This window comes from Nocardia sp. NPDC060220 (genome assembly GCF_042727815.1).
GTDB lineage: Bacteria > Actinomycetota > Actinomycetes > Mycobacteriales > Mycobacteriaceae > Nocardia.
This window is the reverse complement of record NZ_JBHWZY010000014.1, coordinates 1-21,120: the sequence shown is the minus strand read 5'-3', so window position 1 is coordinate 21,120 and position 21,120 is coordinate 1. Positions and strand designations below refer to the sequence as shown.

Below are 21,120 nucleotides of genomic sequence, written 5' to 3'. Positions count from 1 at the left end.
GTCGCCGGGTGTGAGAGTCGCAGCAGGTCACGGTTCGACCAGCCCTCCCGCTGCCGGTACTTGACCACCTGGAATGCCAGGTCGTCGATCGGCTTGTCCAGGTACCAGTTCGCGACGGCACGCCGCAGACCACGACCCCAGCCACGGAACTGCTCGGCGTAGCCGGCGAACAGGAACAGGTGCGTACCGGTGCGCGCGACCAGCGGCAGCGCGGCGAAGGCGGCCCGGCGGCCCTCGACGTCACCGAGCGAGGCGGCGGCGGCCAGCGCGAACAGGGCCGGGTTCTGGCGCGGCGCGCGCCCGGAGGCGGAGATCTCGACGATCTCGCGAACCAGATCGGCGGTGTGCTCAGCGGCGTATTCGACGACGAATTCAGCGTTGTCCGCTGTCAAAGCCTTCGCATCGACATAGAAAGTTCCGGATTCCGTGCCGAGCGTGAGGAAGCGACGCACCCGCGCCTGCGGGGTGATCTCGAAAACGTAGCCGCCCGCGTTGTTCACGACCTGCCGGCGATCGGCGGGCACGGTCTGCGGCGTGGCGCGACGAGAAAAGCGCGACAAGATATTCATTGTTCCCCCTCCGATACGTGTACCGGCGTCGATGTTTCGGACCCGGGACCCGACCGGGGCATGTGGTGACGTGGTGAGCGGACGGACGTGTAGTTACGGCCGAAGAACGGAAATCACTTTCCGCCACGGGGTTCGAACCCGCTGGACCCAGAGGTCGTGCCAGATAACCGACCGAATCCGGTCCGTCCTGCTCGTTCACGTTGGACAGTTGCTCAGCGGACGTGTGTGTCCCGACCGGTACAGGTGCTCTACCAGCTGAGCTACCACCATCTTGCGATGGCGGGCAGGATTCGAACCTGCGACATCCCCAATCCGAGTGGTAACCGATCAGATCCGGTCCGCCTCGCAACTGCTGACATGAATTTACTGCGCACCAACGATCTTGCCCAGCGAATTAATCTCCGGGCATCGACGACCGCGGCGAAGTCGACGCGGCGGCGACCACGATTCCGTCGACAATTGTTCTGCCGCAGACGAGTTCGCCACTGCCCGCGAGCAATGCCGCGGCTTCCGCGACGCTGGGGGTGCCGACCGCCGCCGAGGCGTGGCCCGAACGGTGCCCTACGTCGACTTCGGCCAGTTGTTCGGCGGTGAACGCCACCACGGCCACACCGAGGGTCGCCGCGGCGGTCAGGACACCGGGTTCGGTCGCACGCCGATCCAGGGTCGCCAAACAGCTGATGGTGGTATCGCCGACTACCGCCCGCACCGCGCGGACGATCCGCCCCGCATCGGTGCCCGGCCGTATGCCGATGCCGACGGCCGGCGCCGGGCCCGAAGGCGTATCACCGGTTCCCGGTTGTCGCTCGCCGTCGGAAGTCGTCATCGTCGCCGTGTACCGCCGCACGCCATCAGTGGTCGAATCGTCGTGCGGCGGTGACGAATCGGGCGATCGCGTCGGGATTTCCCGCCGGATGGGTGTGCAGGTAGGAGGCGTGGACCTGGCGGACCACAGCGCCTTCGGCGACGGAACCCGGTGCGCGCCAACCCCAGGCGGGGTTCTCCGCGCCGGTGCGGACCAGGCGGGTGCGGTGGAATTCGTGGCCTCGCACCCGCGACCCCGCGCGCCACAGCGCCGAGTCGTGCAGCGCGACGGCGTCGCGGTAGCCGAGGGTCAGGCGCGGACCGAATTCGGCGTCGGCGTCGATCACACCTGCCATCCGATGGCCGTCGAGCGAACGGGTGAGGTAGAGCAGGCCCGCGCACTCGGCGTGGATCGGCAAGCCACTCGACGCACCGTCGGCCACTGCGGCGCGGAGACGCTCGTTGGCTGACAGCTGCCCCGCGTGCTCCTCCGGAAAACCACCGGGCAGGACCAATCCGGCTGTGCCGACAGGGAGTTCGTCGGTCAGCGGATCGAAAACCACTACCCGGGCACCGGCCGCGACCAGTAGTTCCCGGTGCTCGGCATAGCCGAATGTGAAGGCCGGACCGCCCGCCATCGCGATCAACGGATCTCTGCCCGAGACGACGCCGGGCCCCGCGGCCGAGGACGCGGATTCCGAGGCGGGATCGACCGAGGTCGGCTGCGGGCGGACCATCGCCGCGTCCGTCACGCGCGGGTCGTGCGCGCGGTCGCCGTCGGAACTTGTTCCGGCCGTGTCGTGTTCAGCGATGGAGGCCAGTTCGACGTGCGGATCCCACGCGGCGCCCAGCACCGACCCGCCTGCCAGGGCCACGATCGCGCGCAGGTCCACGTGTGCCGCGACGAGTTCGGTCATGGCGTCGACTGCGGCGGTGGCGGCGGAGCCGTGTTCGACGGCGGGGATGAGGCCGAGATGGCGGGAGGGGACTTCCAGTTCGGCCATGCGGGGCAGCGCGCCGAGAACGGGCAGACCGACACGATCGCAGGCCGCGCGCAAGACCTGTTCGTGGCGTTCGCTGCCGACGCGATTGAGGATCACACCGCCGAGGCGGACCGAGGAGTCGTAGGTGGCGAAGCCGTGCAGGAGCGCGGCGAGACTCTGGGAATGACCGCGGGCGTCGACCACCAGCACCACCGGTGCCCCGAGCAGCCCCGCCACCTGCGCGGTGGAACCCTCGGCGATCGCGTCGCCGCGGTTCTCGTCGATCCGGCCGTCGAACAGGCCCATCACGCCTTCGACGACGGCGATATCGCAGCCCTGCGCGCCGTGGCGATACAGCGGCACCACCCGATCCTCGCCCACCAGAACGGGATCCAGATTGCGCCCCGGCCGCCCGGCCGCGAGCCCGTGGTAGCCGGGGTCGATGTAGTCGGGTCCCACCTTGAACGGTGCCACCCGATGCCCGGCCCGTCGCAGCGCACCGATCAGCCCGGTGGCCAAGGTGGTCTTCCCGCTACCCGATGCCGGGGCCGCGATCACTACTGCGGGAGCACTCACCATTCGATACCGCGTTGGCCCTTGCGACCCGCGTCCATCGGGTGCTTGACCTTCGTCATCTCGGTGACCAGGTCGGCGGCCTCGATCAGGGCCGGGGGCGCGTCGCGACCGGTAATGACCACGTGCTGGTTGCCGGGGCGGTGGGTGAGGGTGTCGACGACCTCGTCGATGTCGACCCAGCCCCATTTGAGCGGGTAGGTGAACTCGTCGAGGACGTAGAAGCGGTGCTGTTCGGCGGCGAGACGGCGGGCGATCTCCTGCCAGCCGGACAGGGCGGCGGCCGCGTGGTCTTCCTCGGTGCCGTGCTTGCGGGTCCAGGACCAGCCCTCGCCCATCTTGTGCCACTCGACCGCGCCACCCGCGCCGGTCTCCTCGTGCAGGGTGCCGAGGGTCCGGAAGGCGGCTTCCTCGCCGACCTTCCATTTCGCGCTCTTCACGAACTGGAAGACCGCCACGTCGAAGCCCTGGTTCCAGGCCCGCAACGCCATCCCGAACGCCGCGGTGGACTTGCCCTTGCCCGGCCCGGTGTGCACGGCGAGCACCGGCTGATTGCGCCGCTGCCGAGTGGTCAGACCGTCTTCGGGGACGGTCTCCGGAACACCTTTGGGCACAGAAACTCCTCTTCTCGACGCACGCGAGGTGCGCGTTCTGCACGACCTCGCGGTCGATATCTGTCGCACGCCGGCGCGCTCGAATGCCGAAGCCCACTCCGCGACCCGTACCTCTCGGGCCGGCCGCGCGTGCCGGTTCGTCACCCTTTCTATCAGGGTGCGCCCGGCACACTCACAGGGCTCGACCCCTACGCCGGACGGGCTGGAACCTTTACGCCGCTCGAGCGGGCAGACCCGTGGCACGGACCACGTCGGCGACTGTCTCGCCGGTGAGTTCGGTCAAGCGCAGGTAGCGGGCGCGCAGGTCGCGAGCGAGTTCGGCGGCGAGGCCGAGCCGGATCATGCCGCGCTCGCAGTCGATGACCATGGCGGTGTGCCCTTGCGCGGCCAGCAGCTTGGCGGCGGTGCGCGCCCGTGGCAGCGGGTCGGTGCCGCCGGTAGCACGGCCGTCGGTGAGCAGGACCAGCATCGGGCGGCGGCGGGGGTCGCGGACGTGTTCGCGGGCGATCACCTCGCGCGCCTTCTGCAAGCCCGCGGCGAGTGGCGTTTTGCCGCCGGTACGCATCCCGGCCAGGCGGCGGACCGCGATGTCGACCGAGGAGGTGGGCGGCAGAACGAGTTCGGCCGTACTGCCGCGGACGCTGATCACGGCCACCTTGTCGCGGCGCTGATAGGCATCGCGCAGCAGCGTGACAATCGCGCCGGTGACGGCGGTGAGCCGGTCGCGCGCGGCCATCGAGCCGGACGCGTCGACCACGAAAACGACCAGATTGCCTTCTCTGCCTTCGCGATACGCGCCGCGCAGGTCCTCGGTTTCCAGGGCGAGTGGGCCGCTGATCCTGCCACGCTCGAATTGCTTCGGCGCGGCCGCGAAGACGGTGCCGAGCAGGTGCAGGCCGGTCGACGGGTCGGCGTCGGGGCGGACCGTGCGGCCGGCCCTGGTCCGGGCGCGCGAACGGCGCCCGGGGGCACCTTCGCCGATACCGGGGACCTCCCACCGCGGCGCGGGCTTGCCTGCCGAAGTCGGTGTGCCCGAGAGTTTTTCGGGTCCGGGTCGCGAACCGTTGCCCGCGTTGTCCTGGTTGGAGCTGTCCGAGCGGTCGCCGCCGGAACCGCCGCCGCCCGGTCCGCCACCGTCCGGTCCTCGATCGTCCGGGCCGCCGCCATCAGGGCCGCCGTCATCATCAGGACCATCATCGGGACCCAGGCCGTCCGGACCGCTTTCGCGACCGCTGCCTCGCGACCGCTCGTCCTCGCGGCCACCGGGGTCGACATCATCCGGGTGCGCGCTGTCATCGCCATCGGCGTCGAGCTCGTCCCGGTGGCCGTTCCCCTCGGCACCCGGTCCACGCGAACCGTCGAATTCCTCATCCCCCGAAGCCTTGTCGACCTCGGCGGCCGCGGCGTCCATCGCGTCGTCGAGCTGCTGCTCGCTGATCCCGGGCTCGTCGAACGGATCCCGCCGACGACGGTGCGGCAGTGCGAGTTCCGCCGCGATCCGCACATCGTCCTCGGTGACCCGATCCCGTCCACGCCACGCGGCATGCGCGGTCGCGGTCCGGGCGACGACGAGGTCGGCACGCATCCCGTCGACATCGAACGACGCGCACAGCGCCGCGATCCGGCGCAGCTCCGCATTGTCCAGCGCGACCTCGGGCAACCGGTCGCGTGCGGTCAGAATGCGTTCGGCCACCACCTGATCGGCGTCGACATAGCGGGCGGCGAACGCGGCCGGGTCGGCCTCGTAGTCGAGGCGACGGCGCACCACCGCCATCCGCACGTCGACCTCGCGCGAGGCCGCCACATCGACAGTGAGCCCGAACCGGTCGAGCAGCTGCGGGCGCAACTCGCCCTCTTCGGGGTTCATCGTGCCGACCAGCACGAACCGCGCCGGATGCGAGTGCGAGACACCGTCGCGCTCGACGTGCACGCGTCCCATCGCCGCCGCGTCGAGCAGCACGTCCACCAGGTGGTCGTGCAGCAGGTTCACTTCGTCCACGTAGAGCACGCCGTGGTGGGCAGCGGCGAGCAGCCCGGGCCGGAACGCCTGCTCCCCGTCGCGCAGCACCCGCTCGAGATCGAGTGAACCGACGACCCGGTCCTCGGTGGCGCCGACCGGCAACTCCACCAGCCGGGCGGGCCGGGCCCCGGTCTCGTCGACCACGGGCGGCAGCAGCTGCGCGAGCGCGCGGACCACGGTCGACTTTGCCGTGCCCTTCTCACCCCGCACCAGCACCCCGCCGATCCCGGGGTGCACGGCCGACAAGATCAACGCCAGCTGCAACCGCTCCTGCCCCACCACAGCGGAGAACGGGAATCCCGCCTCACCCGCCGCACGTGCGGCGGTGTGCGGACCAGCGGCGACATCAGCAAAACCAGGCACGCCCCAACTCTATGCGCGCGCCGTTGCGGGCCCTCCCCCGGGCATCGACGGGCGGTGTACCGCCTCAGCCGCGCCGCATCGGCACGTGCATGATCCCGTCGTCGTCGTATTCGGGCCCGTCGACGGCGAAACCGAACTTCGCGTACATGCCGACCAGGTGCGACTGGGCATCCAGTCGCACAGTGGCCGAGCCGGTTTCGGCCAGTGCGGCCTGCATCAGCCGGGTGGTGTACCCGTGTTTGCGAGCGGACTGCGCGACGCAGACCCGGCCGATGCGATAGCTGGTGACCCCGTTATCGGACTCGTCGAGCAGGCGCAACGTGGCGAGCACGGAACCGTCGTCGAGCCACAGGTGCCGCGTCGTCGCCAGCAGGTCGCGCCCGTCCAGCTCGGGATAGGCGCATTCCTGCTCGACGACGAACACCTCGACGCGCAGGCACAACAACCGGTACAGGGTGGCGGCGTCGAGATCCGCCGCCCACGCCCGTCTCAGTTCGGCGCTCACACCTGGGCGTAGCTCGAGACCTGCTCGTTCGCAGGCGCGGTGTTGCCGTCCAGCTTCAGCGACTTGCTGGTCCAGTCCCACACTTCCTGGAACAGGGCCTGGTTCTCCGACAGCTTCTGGCCGAGGGAGGGGATCATCTGCTGCAGCTGCGGCGTCCAGCCGGTGTACTGCTCCGGGAAGCACCGCTGCATCACGTCGAGCATGGCGGTGACGCAGGTCGACGCACCCGGCGACGCACCGAGCAGACCGGCGATGGAGCCGTCCTGCGCGGAGATGACCGCGGTGCCGAACTCGAGCACGCCACCCACACCCTTGCGGCGGATGACCTGCACGCGCTGACCGGCGGTGATGAGCTCCCAGTCGCGGCCCTGCGCGCGCGGCAGGAACTCCCCGAGTACGCCCACCTTGCCGTTCTGCGACTTGAGCAGCTCTTCGACCAGGTACTTGGTCAGGCCGAGCTCGGTGAGGCCGACGCCGACGAGCGAGCCGATGTTGTTCGGCTTGATCGACTTGAACAGGTCGGCGTTGGAGCCGTCCTTGAGGAACTTGGGGGTCCAGCCGGCATAGGGGCCGAACAGCAGGCCCTTCTGTCCGTTGATGACGCGGGTGTCGAGGTGCGGCACCGACATGGGCGGCGCGCCGACGGCGGCCTTGCCGTAGACCTTGGCCTCGTGCGCGGCGATCAGCTCCGGGTTGGTGGAGCGCAGGAACTGGCCGCTGATCGGGAAGCCGCCGAAGCCCTTGGCTTCGGCGATGCCTGCCTTCTGCAGCAGCGGCAGCGCGCCGCCACCGGCGCCGACGAACACGAACTTCGCGTTGATGGTGCGCGACTGGTAGGTGCGCAGGTTGCGGACGGTGACGTTCCACGACCCGTCGGACTGCTTGTCGAGGTTGCGGACCTCGGTGCCGAAGGCGATCTCGCCGCCGGAGTAGCCGATGTAGGCGAGCAGCTGCTTGGTGAGCGCGCCGAAGTCGATATCGGTGCCGCCGTCGGACCAGTTCAGCGCGATCGGGTCGCTGAAGTCACGGCCCTTGGCCATCAGCGGCAGGCGCGCGGCGAACTCGTCGGGGGTGTCGATGTACTCCATGCCACGGAACAGCGGGTGCGGCGACAGTGCCTCGTAGCGCTTGCGCAGGTAGTCGACGTTGTCGGCGCCGTGCACGAAGCTGACGTGCGGGATGGGGTTGATGAAGCCCGCGGGGTCGTCCAGCACGCCTGCGTCGACAGCGGAGGCCCAGAACTGGCGCGAGACCTGGAAGCGCTCGTTGATGTCGACGGCCTTGCTCACGTCGACCGAGCCGTCGGCGTTCTGCGGGCTGTAGTTGAGCTCACACAGCGCCGAGTGGCCGGTGCCCGCGTTGTTCCACGGGTCGCTGCTCTCCGCGGCGGCGGCGTCGAGCCGCTCGAACACCGAGATCGTCCAATCCGGCTGCAGCTGCCGCAGCAGCGCGCCCAGCGTGGCACTCATGATGCCAGCGCCGATGAGAACTACATCGGTCTTTTCACTCTTCGCAGCGTTCGGCACGGGTAGATCGACTTCCTTGTCCTTCTCAGCTACCCACCGGCAGGTGAGTTCGCTTGGCGCGGGCGCTTTGGCGGTGTTCATGCGACTCGCGGTGAATCGCCGGGAGGTAGGTTACCCGTCGTTCACCTGATGCCAATTGTGCACCTCAGCTGAGCACAGTTCTGCAACGGACCTCCCGAATGTGATGAAAAGCAAGCCTGCACGTCACCATGACCGCGCGATAGATTGAGCAGTGTGACGAAAGAAACCCTCGCTGATCGAACCGACGAGCAGTGGCAACCCGATGTTCTCGGCACCGCCTATCAACAGCGGACCCTCCCGCTCGGTATCGACCCCGACGGTGAGGGCGAGGTGGTGGCCACGCTCGTGCGCTATCTGCCCGATGCCACGGCGCCGGCGATCGAGCCGACCGTGCTCTACGTGCACGGGTTCACCGACTACTTCTTCCAGGAGCACCTGGCCGAGCATTTCGCGGCGCGCGGGCACCGGTTCTACGCGCTCGACCTGCGTAAATGCGGGAGGTCGCGGCGAGAAGGACAGAGCGCGCACTACGTGAGCGACCTGGCGCTCTACGACGACGAGCTGACCGAGGCGCTGCGGATCGCGCGCGAGGAGACCGGCAACGATGTGCTGATCGTCGCGCATTCGACCGGTGGCCTGATCGTGCCGCTGTGGCTGGACCGGCTCGAGGCGGCCGGTGGCAGCGCGGCGGCGGGTGTGGCCGGGGTCGTCCTCAACAGTCCCTGGTTCGACCTCCAGGGACCGTCCTTCTACCGCACCGTCGGCACCCCCGTGATCAACGCGGTGGGCCGGTTCCGCGCCTTCGCCCAGTTGCCCGGCGGCGTCAGCACCGCCTACGGCGACAGCCTGCACACCAGCCGCTCGGGTGAGTGGGATTACAACTTGGACTGGAAGCCGCTCAGTGGTGAACCGGTGCGGCTGGGCTGGCTGCGCGCCATCCGCCGGGGACACGCGCGCCTGCACCAGGGCCTGACCATCGGCGTGCCGGCGCTGATCCTGCGTTCGCGGCTCACCAAGTTCGCCCGTGAGCACTCCCCCGCCGTCGACGTGGCCGATGCCGTGCTCGATGTGAAGCAGATCCAGCGCTGGGCGGGTTGTCTGGGCGAGCGCACCTCGATCGTCCCGATCGACGGCGCCCGCCACGACGTGTTCCTGTCCTCGGAAGCCGTGCGCGCCAACGCGTTCCAGGAAACCGACAACTGGCTCGACTGGTTGGCGGCCTACCGCAAGTCCTGATCCGGACACACCGCTCACCAGGCTCTGGCGCGATCAGCGATCCGCGTCAGTGCCTGGTGAGCTCGGCCGCATCTACCAGAGGCTGGTGCGCAAGACGATCTCGGTGGCGAATTCGTGGCCCGCCTCGGTGGCGATGTTGTCGACTTCCAGTGGGACGACCCGGAATTCGCCGTAGACATAGCGGCCGGAGGCGTCGGCGGTGGCGCGGGGCAGGCCCTTGGTGACCAGCATCGTGACGGGCAGTTCCAGCGGCGGACAGGTCGCGTCGGGGACTCGGCCGTCGGCGTCGGGAACCGCCGGGTGCCCGTGGTCGGCGACGACCAGACTCATGAACCGGCCGAACCGGCCCGCGCACACCCGCCACGCCAGCTCCGCGCCCGACCCACGCCCCGCGACGTTGACGTAGGGCAGTTCGAGTTCGTCGAGAATCGCGCGCACACCCGCCGGATCGAGCCCCTCGACAGACTCCACGACGATGGTCTGTAAGTCGGATTCGTGCAGCCGCGTGCACACCTTGTCGAACACGTCGGCAGGGTCGTCCGCATCGGGAAGCAGCAGCACATTGTGCCGCGAAGATGGTCCGTCGACCCGCACCGTCCAGGCCTGGTCACCGACCGTGATCTGCCGAGATTTCATGCCGGGTTACGGTACACGTCCAGCCTGAACAACGCGGCCTGTTCCGCCGCGGCCCGCCGATCCACACACCCCCGTGTACTGGGCTTTCACTGTCCACAACACCCGAATTGCCGAACCTGTCACAACGCCGCGCCCCGGGCTGTGAGGCGAGACGAGCCGCACACCGCCGCGTCCACAGCGCGCCGGGTCACTGGGACGTTCGGATGACCGGGATGCCGGCCGGGGCGCCGCCGCGGATCAGCTGGTCCAGCGCCACGAGGTCGACGTGTTTCTCGATGAGGTCGGCGAGGAGGTCGAGTTGCGCGGATCGGACGGCCGCGACCGAGGTGCCGGGCGCGACGGTGAAGCCGGTGCGTCCGGCGCGGGCGGCCACCTCGGTGAGCCAGGTGCGGCGGAACTCGTCGGACTCGAGGAGCCCGTGGACATGAGTGCCCCAGATCGCTTCTCGCACACTGCCTTCCGGGTCGCCGTCGAGGGTCAGCCAGGCGGGGTCGGCGGTGCGGGTGACGCGGCCGTGATGGATCTCGTAGCCGTGCAGGGGGTCCGTGCCCGCGATGCCCGACACCTGCCGGGCGATCTTGGGGTCCGCGAATTCGATATCGAGGTCGAGGAGACCGAGGCCGTCCACCACGCAGGGCCGCGCAGACCCCGATTCGGGGACGTCGGCCTGACCCGCTGCCGCTGTGTGCTCGACGCCGTCGACGATGCGGGTGCCGAGCATCTGGTAGCCGCCACAGATGCCGAGGACGGGACGGCCTGCGACGGCGCGAGCACGAAGAGCATCGGCGATTCCGTTGGCGCGCAACCAGTTCAGGTCGGAGATGGTCGCCTTGCTGCCGGGAACGATCACAAGGTCGGCGGTGGCCAGCTGATGGGGGCTGTCGGCCCAGCGGACCGAGACGCCGGGTTCGCAAGCGAGAGCCTCGATGTCGGTGGAGTTGGAGATTCGCGGGAGGCGGATGGCGGCCACGGTGAGCCAGTCGGTGCCGTGCGGCGGGCCGGGGCGGCCCACGGGGGCGCCGGAGAGGGTGCCGAGGGAATCTTCGGCATCGAGCCAGAGCTCTTCGGCGAAGGGAAGAACGCCGAGGGTGGGGCGGCCGGTCAGCGCGACCAGCTGGTCGAGGCCGGGTTGCAGCAGGGACACGTCACCGCGGAATTTGTTGATGAGGAAGCCCGCGATGAGCTGCTGATCTTCGGGTTCCAGCACGGCGACGGTGCCGAACAGGTGGGCGAGAACGCCGCCGCGGTCGATGTCGCCCACCACCAGGACCGGAATATCGGCGGCGCGGGCCAAACCCATGTTCGCGAGATCGGTTGCCCTGAGATTGATTTCGGCCGGTGAGCCCGCCCCCTCACAGATCACTACGTCGAATTCGTCACGTAACGAGGCCAATTCGGCCGCGACGACCTCGCGCAGTTCCTGCCGACGAGTGAAATAGTCACGCGCGCCGACAGTTCCGACAGCGGCGCCGCGAACCACCAGCTGCGAGCGGCGATCGCTACCGGGCTTCAACAGCACCGGGTTGAACCGCACGCTCGGCTCCAGCCCGCAGGCTCGTGCTTGCAGCGCCTGGGCACGCCCGATCTCCCCGCCGTCGAGGGTGACGACCGAGTTGTTCGACATGTTCTGCGCCTTGAACGGCGCCACCCGCACCCCGCGCCGCGCCAGCATCCGGCAGATACCCGCCACCACGACACTCTTCCCGGCGTCGGAGGTGGTACCCGCGATCAACAGCGCGCCGCGCAGGGGCGCGCTCACGGCAGCGTGAGAATTTCCGCGCCCGTGTCGGTGACGACCCAAAGGCGCGAGCCTCGACCTGCGCCGATTCACGGCAAGGTCAGAACTTCCGCACCCGTGTCGGTGACGACCAGTGTGTGCTCGAACTGCGCGGTCCACTTGCGGTCCTGGGTGACCACGGTCCAGCCGTCGTCCCAGATGTCGTAGTCGATGCCGCCGAGGTTGATCATCGGCTCGATCGTGAAGGTCATGCCGGGCTCGATCACCGACTCGATGTTGGGCTGGTCGTAGTGCAGCACCACCAGTCCGCTGTGGAAGGTGGGGCCGACGCCGTGGCCGGTGAAGTCGCGCACCACGCCGTAGCCGAAGCGGTTGGCGTAGGCCTCGATGACACGCCCGACCACGTTCAGGGCGCGACCCGGCTTGACCGCCTTGATGGCCCGGTTGGTGGCCTCTTCGGTGCGCTCGACGAGCAGACGCACCTCCTCGTCGACATCGCCGGCCAGGAAGGTCTTGTTGGTGTCGCCGTGCACGCCGTGGATGAAGGCGGTGACGTCGATATTGACGATGTCACCGTCTTCGACCACCGTCGAGTCGGGGATGCCGTGGCAGATGACCTCGTTGAGCGAGGTGCAGCAGGATTTGGGAAAACCCTTGTAGCCCAGCGTCGACGGGTAGGCGCCGTGGTCGCACATGTACTCGTGGGCGATCCGGTCGAGCTCGTCGGTGGTAACGCCGGGAACCACGGCCTTACCCGCCTCTTCGAGGGCCCGCGCCGCGATCTTGCCGGCGATTCGCATCTTCTCGATGGTCTCGGCGGTCTGTACCCAGGGCTCGTTGCCCTCGTTCGCGGTCTTCTTCCACACGTATTCGGGCCGCTCGATGGAGCGGGGAACTTCCCGGATCGGCGACTGGGTACCGGGAACTAGTGGCTGACGGGTGCGCACGGACATGAGAGCAGTGTATCTATGCGCGCTCGTCGCCGTCGGTCCCAGCCCGTCGGACCACCGGCTCCAAACGGACGATGATGCCTTTCGAGGTCGGCGTGTTGCTGATGTCGGCGACGCTGTCGAGCGGAACCAGCACGTTGGTCTCCGGGTAGTACGCGGCGGCCGACCCACGGCTGGCCGGGTACCCGACGGCGACGAACTTCTCCGCGCGCCGCTCGGTGCCGTCGTGCCAGATGCTGACGATGTCGACCAGCTCCCCGTCGGCGATCCCCCGCTCGGCCAGGTCGTCGGGGTTGACCATCACCACCCGGCGGGCGTGGTGGATGCCGCGGTAGCGGTCGTTGCTCGCGTAGGGAATGGTATTCCACTGATCGTGGGACCGCAGTGATTGCAGCACAAGGTATCCCGGCGGCGCGTCGATCATGTCGAAGTCGTTGCGGGTGAACTCGGCCTTCCCGCTCGCGGTGCGGTAGATGCCCTGGTTGACCGGATTGACCAGCAGCATCCCGCCCGGCGCGGTGACCCGCTCGTTGAAGTTGTCGAAGCCGGGCACCACCCGGGAGATACGGTCGCGCACGGTGCTGTAGTCGGCGACGAATTCCTCCCACGGAATCGTGGACTCCGCGCCCAGCGTGCTGCGCGCCAGCCGGGAGATGATCGCGATCTCGCTCAGCAGGTCGGGTGAGGCCGGGTCGAGGCGCCCCCGCGACGTGCGGACCTGGCTCATCGAATCCTCGACCGTGTAGAACTGCTCGCCGGTGGCCTGGATGTCGCGATCGCTGCGACCCAGTGTGGGCAGGATCAGTGCCGTCTCGCCGCAGACCGTGTGGGAGCGGTTGAGTTTGGTGGAGATCTGCACGGTCAGCGAACACTGCCGCAGGGCCGCTTCGGTGACCTCGCTGTCGGGCGTGGCCCGCACGAAATTGCCTGCGACACCGACGAATACGTTCGCCTTGCCGTCGCGCATGGCACGGATGGCACCGACCGCGTCCAGCCCGTGGGCCGCGGGCGGGGTGAAACCGAACTCCGTGCCGAGCGCGTCCAGGAACGACTGCGGCATCCGCTCCCAGATGCCCATGGTGCGGTCGCCCTGGACATTGCTGTGCCCGCGCACCGGACACACCCCGGCGCCGGGTCGGCCGAGGTTGCCGCGCAGCAGCAGGAAGTCGACGATCTCGCGGATCGTGGGCACGCCGTGCTTGTGCTGGGTCAAACCCATCGCCCAGCACACGATGACCTTCTTGCTGGCCAGCACCTGCTGGTGCACGGCCTCGATCTCCGCGCGCGTGAGCCCGGTGGCGGTGAGCGCGTGCTCCCAGCTCACCGTCCTGGCGTGCTCGGCGAAGGCGTCGAAACCGCTGGTGTGCGCGGCGATGAACGCGTGGTCGAGCACCGTGCCCGGCGCCGCATCCTCGGCGTCGAGGAGCAGTTTGTTCAGCATCTGGAACAGGGCCAGGTCGCCGCCGGGGCGGATCTTGAGGAAGATATCGGCGATCTCGGTGCCGCGCCCGAGCACCCCGCGCGCCTTCTGCGGGTTCTTGAACCGGATCAGCCCGGCCTCGGGCAGCGGGTTCACCGCCACGATCTTGCCGCCGTTGCGTTTGGTCTCCTCGAGCGCCGACAGCATGCGCGGATGGTTCGTGCCGGGGTTCTGGCCGACGACGAAGACCAGGTCGGCTTCGTAGATGTCGTCGAGGGACACGCTGCCCTTGCCGACACCGATGGTCTGCGCCAACGCGGAACCGCTCGACTCGTGGCACAGGTTCGAGCAGTCGGGCAGGTTGTTGGTGCCATAGGCGCGGGCGAACAGTTGCAGCAGGAACGCGGCCTCGTTGTTGAGCCGCCCCGAGGTGTAGAATAGGGCCTCGTCGGGGCTGTCGAGCCCACGCAGTTCGCCGGCCAGCACGCCGAACGCATCGTCCCAGCCGATGGGCTCGTAGTGCGTGGCGCCGGGCCGCTTCACCATCGGCTCGGTGAGCCTGCCCTGCTGGTTGAGCCAGTAGTCCGACATGGTGTCGAGCTCGGCGACCGGATGCTCGGCGAAGAACTGCCGGGTGACGCGGCGGGTGGTGGCCTCGTCGTTGATGTGCTTGGCGCCGTTTTCGCAGTACTCGTTGAGGTGGCGGCGCGTGGGCTCGGGCCACGCGCAGCCGGGACAGTCGAAGCCCTTGGTCTGATTGATGTTGAGCAAGGTGAGCGCGGTGCGGGCCGGGGAGTTCTGCGAGAGCGAGTACTCGATCGCGTGCGCCACCGCGGGAACGCCGACCGCCCAGGTCTTGGGCGGGGTCACGCTCAGATCATCTTCTGGGTCCTCGATCGAGGTCATGTGTCAGCTTCTCTTCAGTTCTGCGGCACCGCGCGGTCGGCATATCTGACAAAAGGCTTCTCACATTGTCCACCCTTGTCAAAGCGGAAAGCCCGATCACCTGATAGATGCCGGTTATCGGGCTTTCCGCCGCGCGCGTGACTCAGTCCTGGGCCGGCTCGAAGACGCTGCTGCCGTAGACGTCCTCGGCGGTGAGCGTGATGAGGTCGGACTTGCCCAGTGGCCGGTCGAGCGCGACCAGCCTGCGGGCCTGCCGCAGCCTGCAGCGTTCGATCGCGTTCCGCACGCTGCGCGCGTTGGAGAACCTGGGCTGCTCCATGCGCAGCGTGAGGTACTCGGCGAATGCCTTGTGCGCGTCGTCGTCGAAGGCGAATCCTTCCGACTCCACCATCAGTCCCGCGATCTGGGTCAGTTCCGCATGGTCGTAGTCGGCGAACGTGAGATGGTGCGGCACCCGGGAACTCAGGCCCGGATTGGCGGCGAAGAAGGTCGCCATCCGGTCGGGGTAGCCGGCGAAGATCACCACCAGATCACCGCGCTCGTTCTCCATCTCGGTGAGCAGGATCTCGATCACCTCCTGCCCGTAGTCCCGCTCGTTCTCCGGCCGGAACAGGTAGTAGGCCTCGTCGATGAACAGCACTCCCCCGGCCGCGCGGGCGATCGCCTCCTTGGTCTTGGGCGCGGTGTGGCCGATGAACTGGCCGACCAGATCGTCGCGGGTGACGGTGTGCACGCGCGGGGCCCTGATGTAGTCGAGCGCGTGCAGGATGGCCGCCATCCGCAGCGCGACCGTGGTCTTGCCGGTGCCGGGACCGCCGGTGAAGCTCATGTGCAACGTGGGCCGCGTGGTGGTGAGCCCGAACCGGCGCCGCGCCCGGTCGACCTGGAGCAGCGAGGCGATCTCACGGACCCGGCGCTTGACCGAGGCCAAGCCGACCAGCTCGGCGTCGAGCGCGGCCAGGGTGTCGCTCACCCTGGCCGCGGCCTCGTCTGCCGAGAGATCGAGCACCTCGTCGTCGCCCAGAATCGCGGGCTCGGGCGTCTGCTCCTCGACTGCCGTGGTCTGCGCCGCGCCGCCTGCCGACGGTCGGTGGAACCCGAATCCCTTTGGTGTATCCATCAGTTCACTCGCCCGCGTACCGATCGCCGGTCGGACGGGCGGTGGCGTAGGACTTCACCGAGTACCGCTGGGTGCGGTCGGGACCCTCGACGCGTTCGAGCAGGAAGCCGGGCTCGTGCGCCGGTCGCTGGACGAGGAACGACATCGCGGTGGACTGCCTGCCCAGGGACGCGTCGTAGGCCAGCAGCCGGATGTAGTGCTGCGGGAAGGTGGCCCGGCAATCGGCGAGCTGGGCGAGCACACCGTCGGGTTCGGCCAGGTCGAACATCGGCAGCCCCCACATCTCCCAGTAGACGTTGCGTGGGTGCGGGTCGTCGGTGTACTCCAGCGAGACCGGCCAGCCGTGATCGAGGGCGAACTTCACCTGCGCCGCGATCTCGTCGTCGGTGAGGTCGGGCAGGTAGGAGAAGGTTCCGTAGCGCAGTTTCATCGGGTGCTCCTGGTCAGATCGAGGGCACCGGAGTCGCCACCACATCGGGGGCGTCGGTGCTGGTGTAGTCGAAGGTGATGTCGCCCCAGGTGTCCAGAGCGGCCTGCAGCGGGGTGCAGTGCTTGGCGGCCCTGCGCAGCACGTCGGGTCCTTCGATCAGCAGATCGCGACCTTCGTTGCGCGCCTTGACCATTGCCTCGAGCGCCACCCGGTTGGCCTCGGCGCCCGCGGCGATGCCGTACGGGTGCCCGATGGTGCCGCCGCCGAACTGCAGGATCACGTCGTCGCCGAAAAGGTCGAGGAGCTGGTGCATCTGGCCCGCGTGGATGCCGCCGGAGGCCACCGGCATCACGCCGGGCATCGAGATCCAGTCCTGATCGAAGAAGATGCCGTTGCCGAGATTGCGGGGAACGTTGTTGTCGCGCAACGTGTCGTAGAAGCCACGGGTGGTGGCCGGGTCGCCCTCGAGCTTGCCGACGACGGTGCCCGCGTGCACGTGGTCGACACCCATGAGCCGCGACCACTTCCCGATCACCCGGAAGCTCACGCCGTGCGTCTTCTGCCGCGTGTAGGTGGAGTGCCCGGCCCGGTGCAGATGCAGCAGCAGGCCGTTCTCGCGGGCCCAGTGCGCCATCGACTGGATGGCGGTGTAGCCGATGGTGAGGTCGATCATCACCACCACGCTGCCGAGTTCCTTGGCGAGGTTCGCCCGCCGGTACATCTCCTCCATCGTGCCCGCGGTGACATTGAGGTAATGGCCCTTGATCTCGCCGGTTTCGGCCATCGCCCGGTTCACCCCCTCCATCGCGTAGAGGAAGCGGTCACGCCAGCGCATGAAGGGCTGGGAGTTGATGTTCTCGTCGTCCTTGGTGAAGTCGAGGCCGCCGCGACAGGCCTCGTAGACCACGCGCCCGTAGTTGCGGGCCGACAGGCCCAGCTTGGGCTTGATGGTGGCGCCGAGCAGCGGGCGGCCGTACTTGTTGAGCATCTCCCGTTCCATGACGATGCCGTGGGCGGGGCCCTGGAAGGTCTTGGTGTAGGCGACGGGGATGCGCATGTCCTCCAGGCGCAGCGCCTTGAGCGGCTTGAAACCGAAGACGTTGCCGATGATCGAGGAGGTCAGGTTCGCGATGGAGCCTTCCTCGAAGAGGTCGATGTCGTAGGCGATGTAGGCGAAGTACTCACCTGGCCTGCCCGGAACCTCGTCGACCTGGTACGCCTTGGCCTGGTAGTGGCTGTTGGCGGTGAGCCGGTCGGTCCACACGACAGTCCAGGTGGCGGTGGACGATTCGCCCGCGACGGCGGCCGCGGCCTCGATCGGGTCGACGCCGTCCTGGGGGGTGACCCGGAACACGGCGAGCACGTCGGTGTCCTTGGGGATGTAATCGGGGTTCCAGTAACCCATTCCGGCATAACTCTGTACACCTGGATCCCAACGCTCTTTGGTCGCCGCGCCGTCGTTGTCGATCGTCGTCATCGCCGTTCCTTTCGGGTCACGCCTATGAAGCACTTTCAGTGTGTGGGCGCGACTGTTCAGCGACAATGGAATGTTTCCTATGCACTGTTAAGACATAATTGAACGATGTTCGCCAGCCCCGACCTGCCCGCGGCCGCTACCTGGGGTCGGCTGCGCACCTTTCTCGCCGTGTACGACACCGGGAGTGTGCGTGCCGCCGCGCAGACGTTGCATGTGACGCCGCCGGCGGTGTCGGCCGCGCTCGCCGCACTCGAAGACGCGCTGGGCACAACGCTTTTCGGTAAGTCGGGCCGGGGTATCGTGGCCACGGATTCGGGCGAGATCTTCGCCGTTTACGTGCGCAAGCTGCTCGGGCTGCTCGCGGAGGCGGCCGGGGCGGTGCACGACGCCGATCGCGGACGGGTGCGCATCGGCGCGGTCGCGACGGCCAGTGAGTACGTGCTGCCTGCGCTGATGGCCTCCTTCGCCCAAGCCCATCCGCACGTGGAACTGTCGCTGTCGGTGCTGACGCGCGGCGAGCTGTTCGCCCGCGCCGCCGACCACGTCTTCGATATCGCCCTGGCCGGTCGACCGCCGCGGGGCTCCGGGCTGGTCACCGCCGCCCAGCGGGCCAACCGGCTGGTGCTGGTCGGGCGGCCCGGGCTGGTCGACGATCCGCTCACCACGCCCTGGCTGCTCACCGGGATCGGCTCCGGCACCCGCGACACCACGCTGTCGTTGCTGAGCCGATTACAGGCGGCGCCACCGCTACTCACCCTCGGTACCTCGGGCGCCGCCGTGGCCGCGGCACGCGAGGGGCTCGGCGTCACGCTCGTGCACGAGGAGGCCGCGCGCGAGCAACTCGCCTCGGGAGAACTGGTCTCCTACAGCGTGCCGGGCACCCCTCTCGACCGGCCGTGGCACGTCTGCACAACCCAGGAACCGACCGCGGCGACCCGACTGTTCGTGGCGCACCTGTGCGATCCGGAGCAGGTGAGCGCGGCCGCATTTCACACCCGTCCTCGCCCGAAGGGGTGAGGACGGCGGCGACCGGATGCTCGCATGCTGGTCGTCATGACGACACTCCCCGCCACCGCCCTCGCCGACGTCGCCCAGCAGCTGACCAGCGGCGGCCGCGGCATTCTCGCCGCCGACGAGTCGATCAAGACCATGTCGTCGCGCCTGGAACAGGAAGGGGTTCCCGCGAGCGCGACCGCCCGGCGCGACTACCGCGAACTGCTGCTCACCGCCGACGGTCTGCCGGAATGGATCAGCGGAATCATCCTGTGCGACGAGACCTTCGGCCAGGATCTCGCCGATGGGCGCCCGTTCCCGATCGCGGCGCGCGAACTCGGCGTCCTGCCCGGCATCAAGGTCGACACCGGCACCACCACGCTCCCCGGCCAGGGCGGTGCGCTGATCACCGAGGGGCTCGACGGGCTCGGCGCACGGCTGGCCTCCTATGCCGATCGAGGGGCCGCGTTCGCCAAGTGGCGGGCGGTGTTCGACGTGCACACCATCACCCCCTACTCCGCCGCCGCCAACGGGCACGCGCTGGCCCGCTATGCCGCGCTGTGTCAGCAGCACGGCATCGTCCCCATCGTCGAGCCCGAGGTGCTGTGCACCGGCGACCACGACCTCGCGGCCTCGGCGAAGGCGACACGCCTGGCCCTGAGCGCGGTGTTCACCGAACTCGTCGACGCCGCGGTGGATCTCACCGGCATCGTGCTCAAGCCCAACTTCGTCACCCCCGGTCTGGACGCCGCGGCTGCCCCGCCCGCCGACGTCGCGGCCGCGACCTTCGCCGTGCTGCGTGAGCTGGTGCCCGCCGAGGTGGCGGGCATCGCGTTCCTGTCCGGTGGGCATCCCACCTCGCGGGTGTGTGCTTTTCTGAGCGAGCTCGCCGCCGTCGACGAGCGGCCGTGGCCTGTGACATTCTCCTTCGGGCGCGCGCTCGTGAGCGCGGCCCTGCACACTTGGGGTGGAACGAACTCCGAAGTTCCCGCAGCACACCGTGTTCTGCTCCAGAACTGCCGCAACGCCTCTGCTGCCGCCGAGCACACCGCGTAAGCGGGTCCGCTCGGCAGCCGTCCTGAGCGCGGTGGCAACGCGCAGCAGCGGCGCTACCCCTCGGGCACCGCTGCTGCGTTCGTTGGCCGGTGCCCGCCGCTACTTCAGCGGTAGTTCCACCAGCACCGTGGTTCCGCGTCCCCGCATCGATTCCACGCGCAGCGAGGCTTCGATCAGGGCACAGCGTTCCGCGATCGAGCTCAGGCCGAAATGTTGTTCGCCGTCGGCGTCGGCGGCGCGATGGGCACGCTGCGCGGCCGGGTCGAAACCCGCACCGTCGTCGGAACATCCGAAGATCACCGAGTCGCCGACCCGGCGCAGGGAGAGCACGATCCGTTGCGCATCAGCGTGTTTCACCGCGTTCGCGAGCGCTTCCTGGGCGATCCGGTACAGGGTGGCGGCGGCGTGGTCGGGGATGTCGTCGATGGCGGCGGCGTGATCGACGAGGAATTCGATCGTCGGCGGGCCTTCGCCACTCACCGTGCGCACCAGCGATTCGATCGCGGCGACCAGGCCGAGGTCGTCGAGGACGAGACTGTGCAGGCCCGAGATCGCCGCCCTGGTCGCGTTGTAGGCGAAATCGGCCAGTTCGCGCGCGCTGACGAGTTCGGCGCGGGCCCTGGCGAGATCGCGCAGGCTGGCTCCGTCGGTGACGTCGACGTGGGCGGCGAGTTCGGAGACGGTGAGATCGGCGGCGGACAGGTGGAACGACATCGAGGCCAGGGCGGTGGTGACGCCGTCGTGCAGATCGAAGGCGATGCGCCTGCGTTCGGCCTCCTGAGCGGTGATCGCCTGCTCGACCAGGCGGTCGCGCTCGGTGCGCTGCCGGTTGACGGTGCGGAACAGCCGCTGCGCGTGCAACCACAGGCCGAGCACGCCCGCGTACTGCTGCGCGACGTCGAGGTCGTGCTGCCCGAACGGGTCACGGGGACGGCGGTGCACGGCGAGCACGCCGACCACGTCGCCTTCCAGCCCCGGCAGCGGCAGACACATCCGCGCGACCGTCTGCTGCGGATCCAGACGTAGAAGTCTGCGGTGCAGGGCATTACGTGGCGAGTCGTTGTCGAGCAGCACCGGCGTACGAGTGCGGGCCACCAACCCGGTCACCCCGAATCCGACCTGCAACCGCAACGAACCCGCCGAGGGATGCGAAGGCCACAGATCGACGATGCTCAGATCC

Annotated in this window: 18 protein-coding genes and 1 tRNA gene; 3 read left to right on the top strand and 16 right to left on the bottom strand. The window is 68.7% G+C overall.

Translation table 11 applies throughout. From position 1 onward, the window contains the following. The 8 genes from ACFWF3_RS01575 to mqo all read right to left on the bottom strand — a co-directional run. Window positions 1–569, bottom strand: a 569-nt coding sequence (locus ACFWF3_RS01575; RefSeq protein ID WP_379312021.1) for a TROVE domain-containing protein, incomplete at its 3' end; no start/stop codon positions are given. 277 nt (window positions 570–846) lie between these two features. After that, window positions 847–912: transfer RNA gene (locus tag ACFWF3_RS01570), tRNA-Pro, on the bottom strand. Window positions 913–963: 51 nt separating this feature from the next. After that, window positions 964–1,395: a cobalamin biosynthesis protein gene (locus ACFWF3_RS01565; protein WP_379312020.1), complete on the bottom strand. Its 432-nt coding sequence runs from the start codon at window positions 1,393–1,395 to the stop codon at window positions 964–966. Between the two features lie 25 nt (window positions 1,396–1,420). Further along, the gene (locus ACFWF3_RS01560) at window positions 1,421–2,935 is read right to left on the bottom strand and encodes a cobyrinate a,c-diamide synthase (protein WP_379312019.1); all 1,515 of its coding nucleotides are present in this window, start codon (window positions 2,933–2,935) and stop codon (window positions 1,421–1,423) included. Continuing rightward, window positions 2,929–3,543, bottom strand: a complete 615-nt coding sequence (cobO, locus tag ACFWF3_RS01555; protein ID WP_378626475.1) for a cob(I)yrinic acid a,c-diamide adenosyltransferase — start codon at window positions 3,541–3,543, stop codon at window positions 2,929–2,931. Before cobO ends, ACFWF3_RS01560 begins: the two co-directional genes overlap by 7 nt. A 211-nt stretch (window positions 3,544–3,754) precedes the next feature. Beyond that, complete coding sequence (locus ACFWF3_RS01550) at window positions 3,755–5,926, bottom strand: magnesium chelatase subunit D family protein (RefSeq protein WP_379312018.1); 2,172 nt, start codon at window positions 5,924–5,926, stop codon at window positions 3,755–3,757. A 64-nt stretch (window positions 5,927–5,990) separates the two neighbouring features. Then, the gene (locus ACFWF3_RS01545) at window positions 5,991–6,431 is read right to left on the bottom strand and encodes a GNAT family N-acetyltransferase (RefSeq protein ID WP_379312017.1); all 441 of its coding nucleotides are present in this window, start codon (window positions 6,429–6,431) and stop codon (window positions 5,991–5,993) included. Further along, complete coding sequence (gene mqo, locus ACFWF3_RS01540; protein WP_379312016.1) at window positions 6,428–8,038, bottom strand: malate dehydrogenase (quinone); 1,611 nt, start codon at window positions 8,036–8,038, stop codon at window positions 6,428–6,430. Before mqo ends, ACFWF3_RS01545 begins: the two co-directional genes overlap by 4 nt. Before the next feature lie 153 nt (window positions 8,039–8,191). On the opposite strand from mqo, the gene ACFWF3_RS01535 reads away from it, so the two are divergent. Further along, entirely contained in the window at window positions 8,192–9,214 is a 1,023-nt protein-coding gene (locus ACFWF3_RS01535) for an alpha/beta hydrolase (protein ID WP_378992287.1), read from the top strand. Between the two features lie 72 nt (window positions 9,215–9,286). Here the strand turns inward: ACFWF3_RS01535 and ACFWF3_RS01530 are convergent, their stop codons facing one another. The 7 genes from ACFWF3_RS01530 to ACFWF3_RS01500 all read right to left on the bottom strand — a co-directional run bounded on the left by ACFWF3_RS01530 (window position 9,287) and on the right by ACFWF3_RS01500 (window position 17,891). Further along, a complete protein-coding gene (locus tag ACFWF3_RS01530; RefSeq protein WP_378626468.1) occupies window positions 9,287–9,850 on the bottom strand; it encodes an alpha/beta hydrolase in 564 nt (187 codons plus the stop codon). A gap of 187 nt (window positions 9,851–10,037) precedes the next feature. Next, window positions 10,038–11,609 (bottom strand): cobyric acid synthase, encoded by a 1,572-nt coding sequence (locus ACFWF3_RS01525; protein WP_379312015.1) that lies wholly within the window; start codon window positions 11,607–11,609, stop codon window positions 10,038–10,040. 68 nt (window positions 11,610–11,677) lie between these two features. After that, a complete protein-coding gene (gene map / locus ACFWF3_RS01520) occupies window positions 11,678–12,541 on the bottom strand; it encodes a type I methionyl aminopeptidase (RefSeq protein ID WP_379312014.1) in 864 nt (287 codons plus the stop codon). A 13-nt stretch (window positions 12,542–12,554) separates the two neighbouring features. Further along, a complete protein-coding gene (locus ACFWF3_RS01515; protein ID WP_379312013.1) occupies window positions 12,555–14,864 on the bottom strand; it encodes an FdhF/YdeP family oxidoreductase in 2,310 nt (769 codons plus the stop codon). A gap of 142 nt (window positions 14,865–15,006) precedes the next feature. Next, window positions 15,007–15,984 (bottom strand): AAA family ATPase, encoded by a 978-nt coding sequence (locus ACFWF3_RS01510; protein ID WP_378992281.1) that lies wholly within the window; start codon window positions 15,982–15,984, stop codon window positions 15,007–15,009. A 4-nt stretch (window positions 15,985–15,988) separates the two neighbouring features. Next, window positions 15,989–16,414 (bottom strand): ribulose bisphosphate carboxylase small subunit, encoded by a 426-nt coding sequence (locus ACFWF3_RS01505; RefSeq protein WP_378992280.1) that lies wholly within the window; start codon window positions 16,412–16,414, stop codon window positions 15,989–15,991. Window positions 16,415–16,427: 13 nt separating this feature from the next. After that, window positions 16,428–17,891 (bottom strand): form I ribulose bisphosphate carboxylase large subunit, encoded by a 1,464-nt coding sequence (locus tag ACFWF3_RS01500; protein ID WP_378992279.1) that lies wholly within the window; start codon window positions 17,889–17,891, stop codon window positions 16,428–16,430. Window positions 17,892–17,996: 105 nt separating this feature from the next. Here ACFWF3_RS01500 and ACFWF3_RS01495 point away from each other — a divergent pair, with 105 nt between their 5' ends. Both ACFWF3_RS01495 and ACFWF3_RS01490 read left to right on the top strand, forming a co-directional pair. Further along, window positions 17,997–18,908 (top strand): LysR family transcriptional regulator, encoded by a 912-nt coding sequence (locus ACFWF3_RS01495; RefSeq protein WP_379312012.1) that lies wholly within the window; start codon window positions 17,997–17,999, stop codon window positions 18,906–18,908. Between the two features lie 36 nt (window positions 18,909–18,944). After that, the gene (locus tag ACFWF3_RS01490; protein ID WP_379312011.1) at window positions 18,945–19,940 is read left to right on the top strand and encodes a class I fructose-bisphosphate aldolase; all 996 of its coding nucleotides are present in this window, start codon (window positions 18,945–18,947) and stop codon (window positions 19,938–19,940) included. A 99-nt stretch (window positions 19,941–20,039) separates the two neighbouring features. On the opposite strand, the gene ACFWF3_RS01485 is transcribed toward ACFWF3_RS01490, so the two are convergent. After that, window positions 20,040–21,120 (bottom strand): ATP-binding protein (locus tag ACFWF3_RS01485; protein WP_379312010.1); only part of this gene is annotated, 1,081 nt, incomplete at its 5' end.

Bases quoted from the DNA above. Each gene is read 5' to 3' on its own strand.
- ACFWF3_RS01500 (WP_378992279.1), bottom strand. From the start codon at position 17,891: ATGACGACGATCGACAACGACGGCGCGGCGACCAAAGAGCGTTGGGAT.
- ACFWF3_RS01530 (WP_378626468.1), bottom strand. From the start codon at position 9,850: ATGAAATCTCGGCAGATCACGGTCGGTGACCAGGCCTGGACGGTGCGG.
- ACFWF3_RS01505 (WP_378992280.1), bottom strand. From the start codon at position 16,414: ATGAAACTGCGCTACGGAACCTTCTCCTACCTGCCCGACCTCACCGAC.
- ACFWF3_RS01495 (WP_379312012.1), top strand. From the start codon at position 17,997: ATGTTCGCCAGCCCCGACCTGCCCGCGGCCGCTACCTGGGGTCGGCTG.
- ACFWF3_RS01490 (WP_379312011.1), top strand. From the start codon at position 18,945: ATGACGACACTCCCCGCCACCGCCCTCGCCGACGTCGCCCAGCAGCTG.
- ACFWF3_RS01510 (WP_378992281.1), bottom strand. From the start codon at position 15,984: ATGGATACACCAAAGGGATTCGGGTTCCACCGACCGTCGGCAGGCGGC.
- ACFWF3_RS01560 (WP_379312019.1), bottom strand. From the start codon at position 2,935: ATGGTGAGTGCTCCCGCAGTAGTGATCGCGGCCCCGGCATCGGGTAGC.
- map (WP_379312014.1), bottom strand. From the start codon at position 12,541: ATGTCCGTGCGCACCCGTCAGCCACTAGTTCCCGGTACCCAGTCGCCG.
- mqo (WP_379312016.1), bottom strand. From the start codon at position 8,038: ATGAACACCGCCAAAGCGCCCGCGCCAAGCGAACTCACCTGCCGGTGG.
- ACFWF3_RS01565 (WP_379312020.1), bottom strand. From the start codon at position 1,395: ATGACGACTTCCGACGGCGAGCGACAACCGGGAACCGGTGATACGCCT.
- ACFWF3_RS01515 (WP_379312013.1), bottom strand. From the start codon at position 14,864: ATGACCTCGATCGAGGACCCAGAAGATGATCTGAGCGTGACCCCGCCC.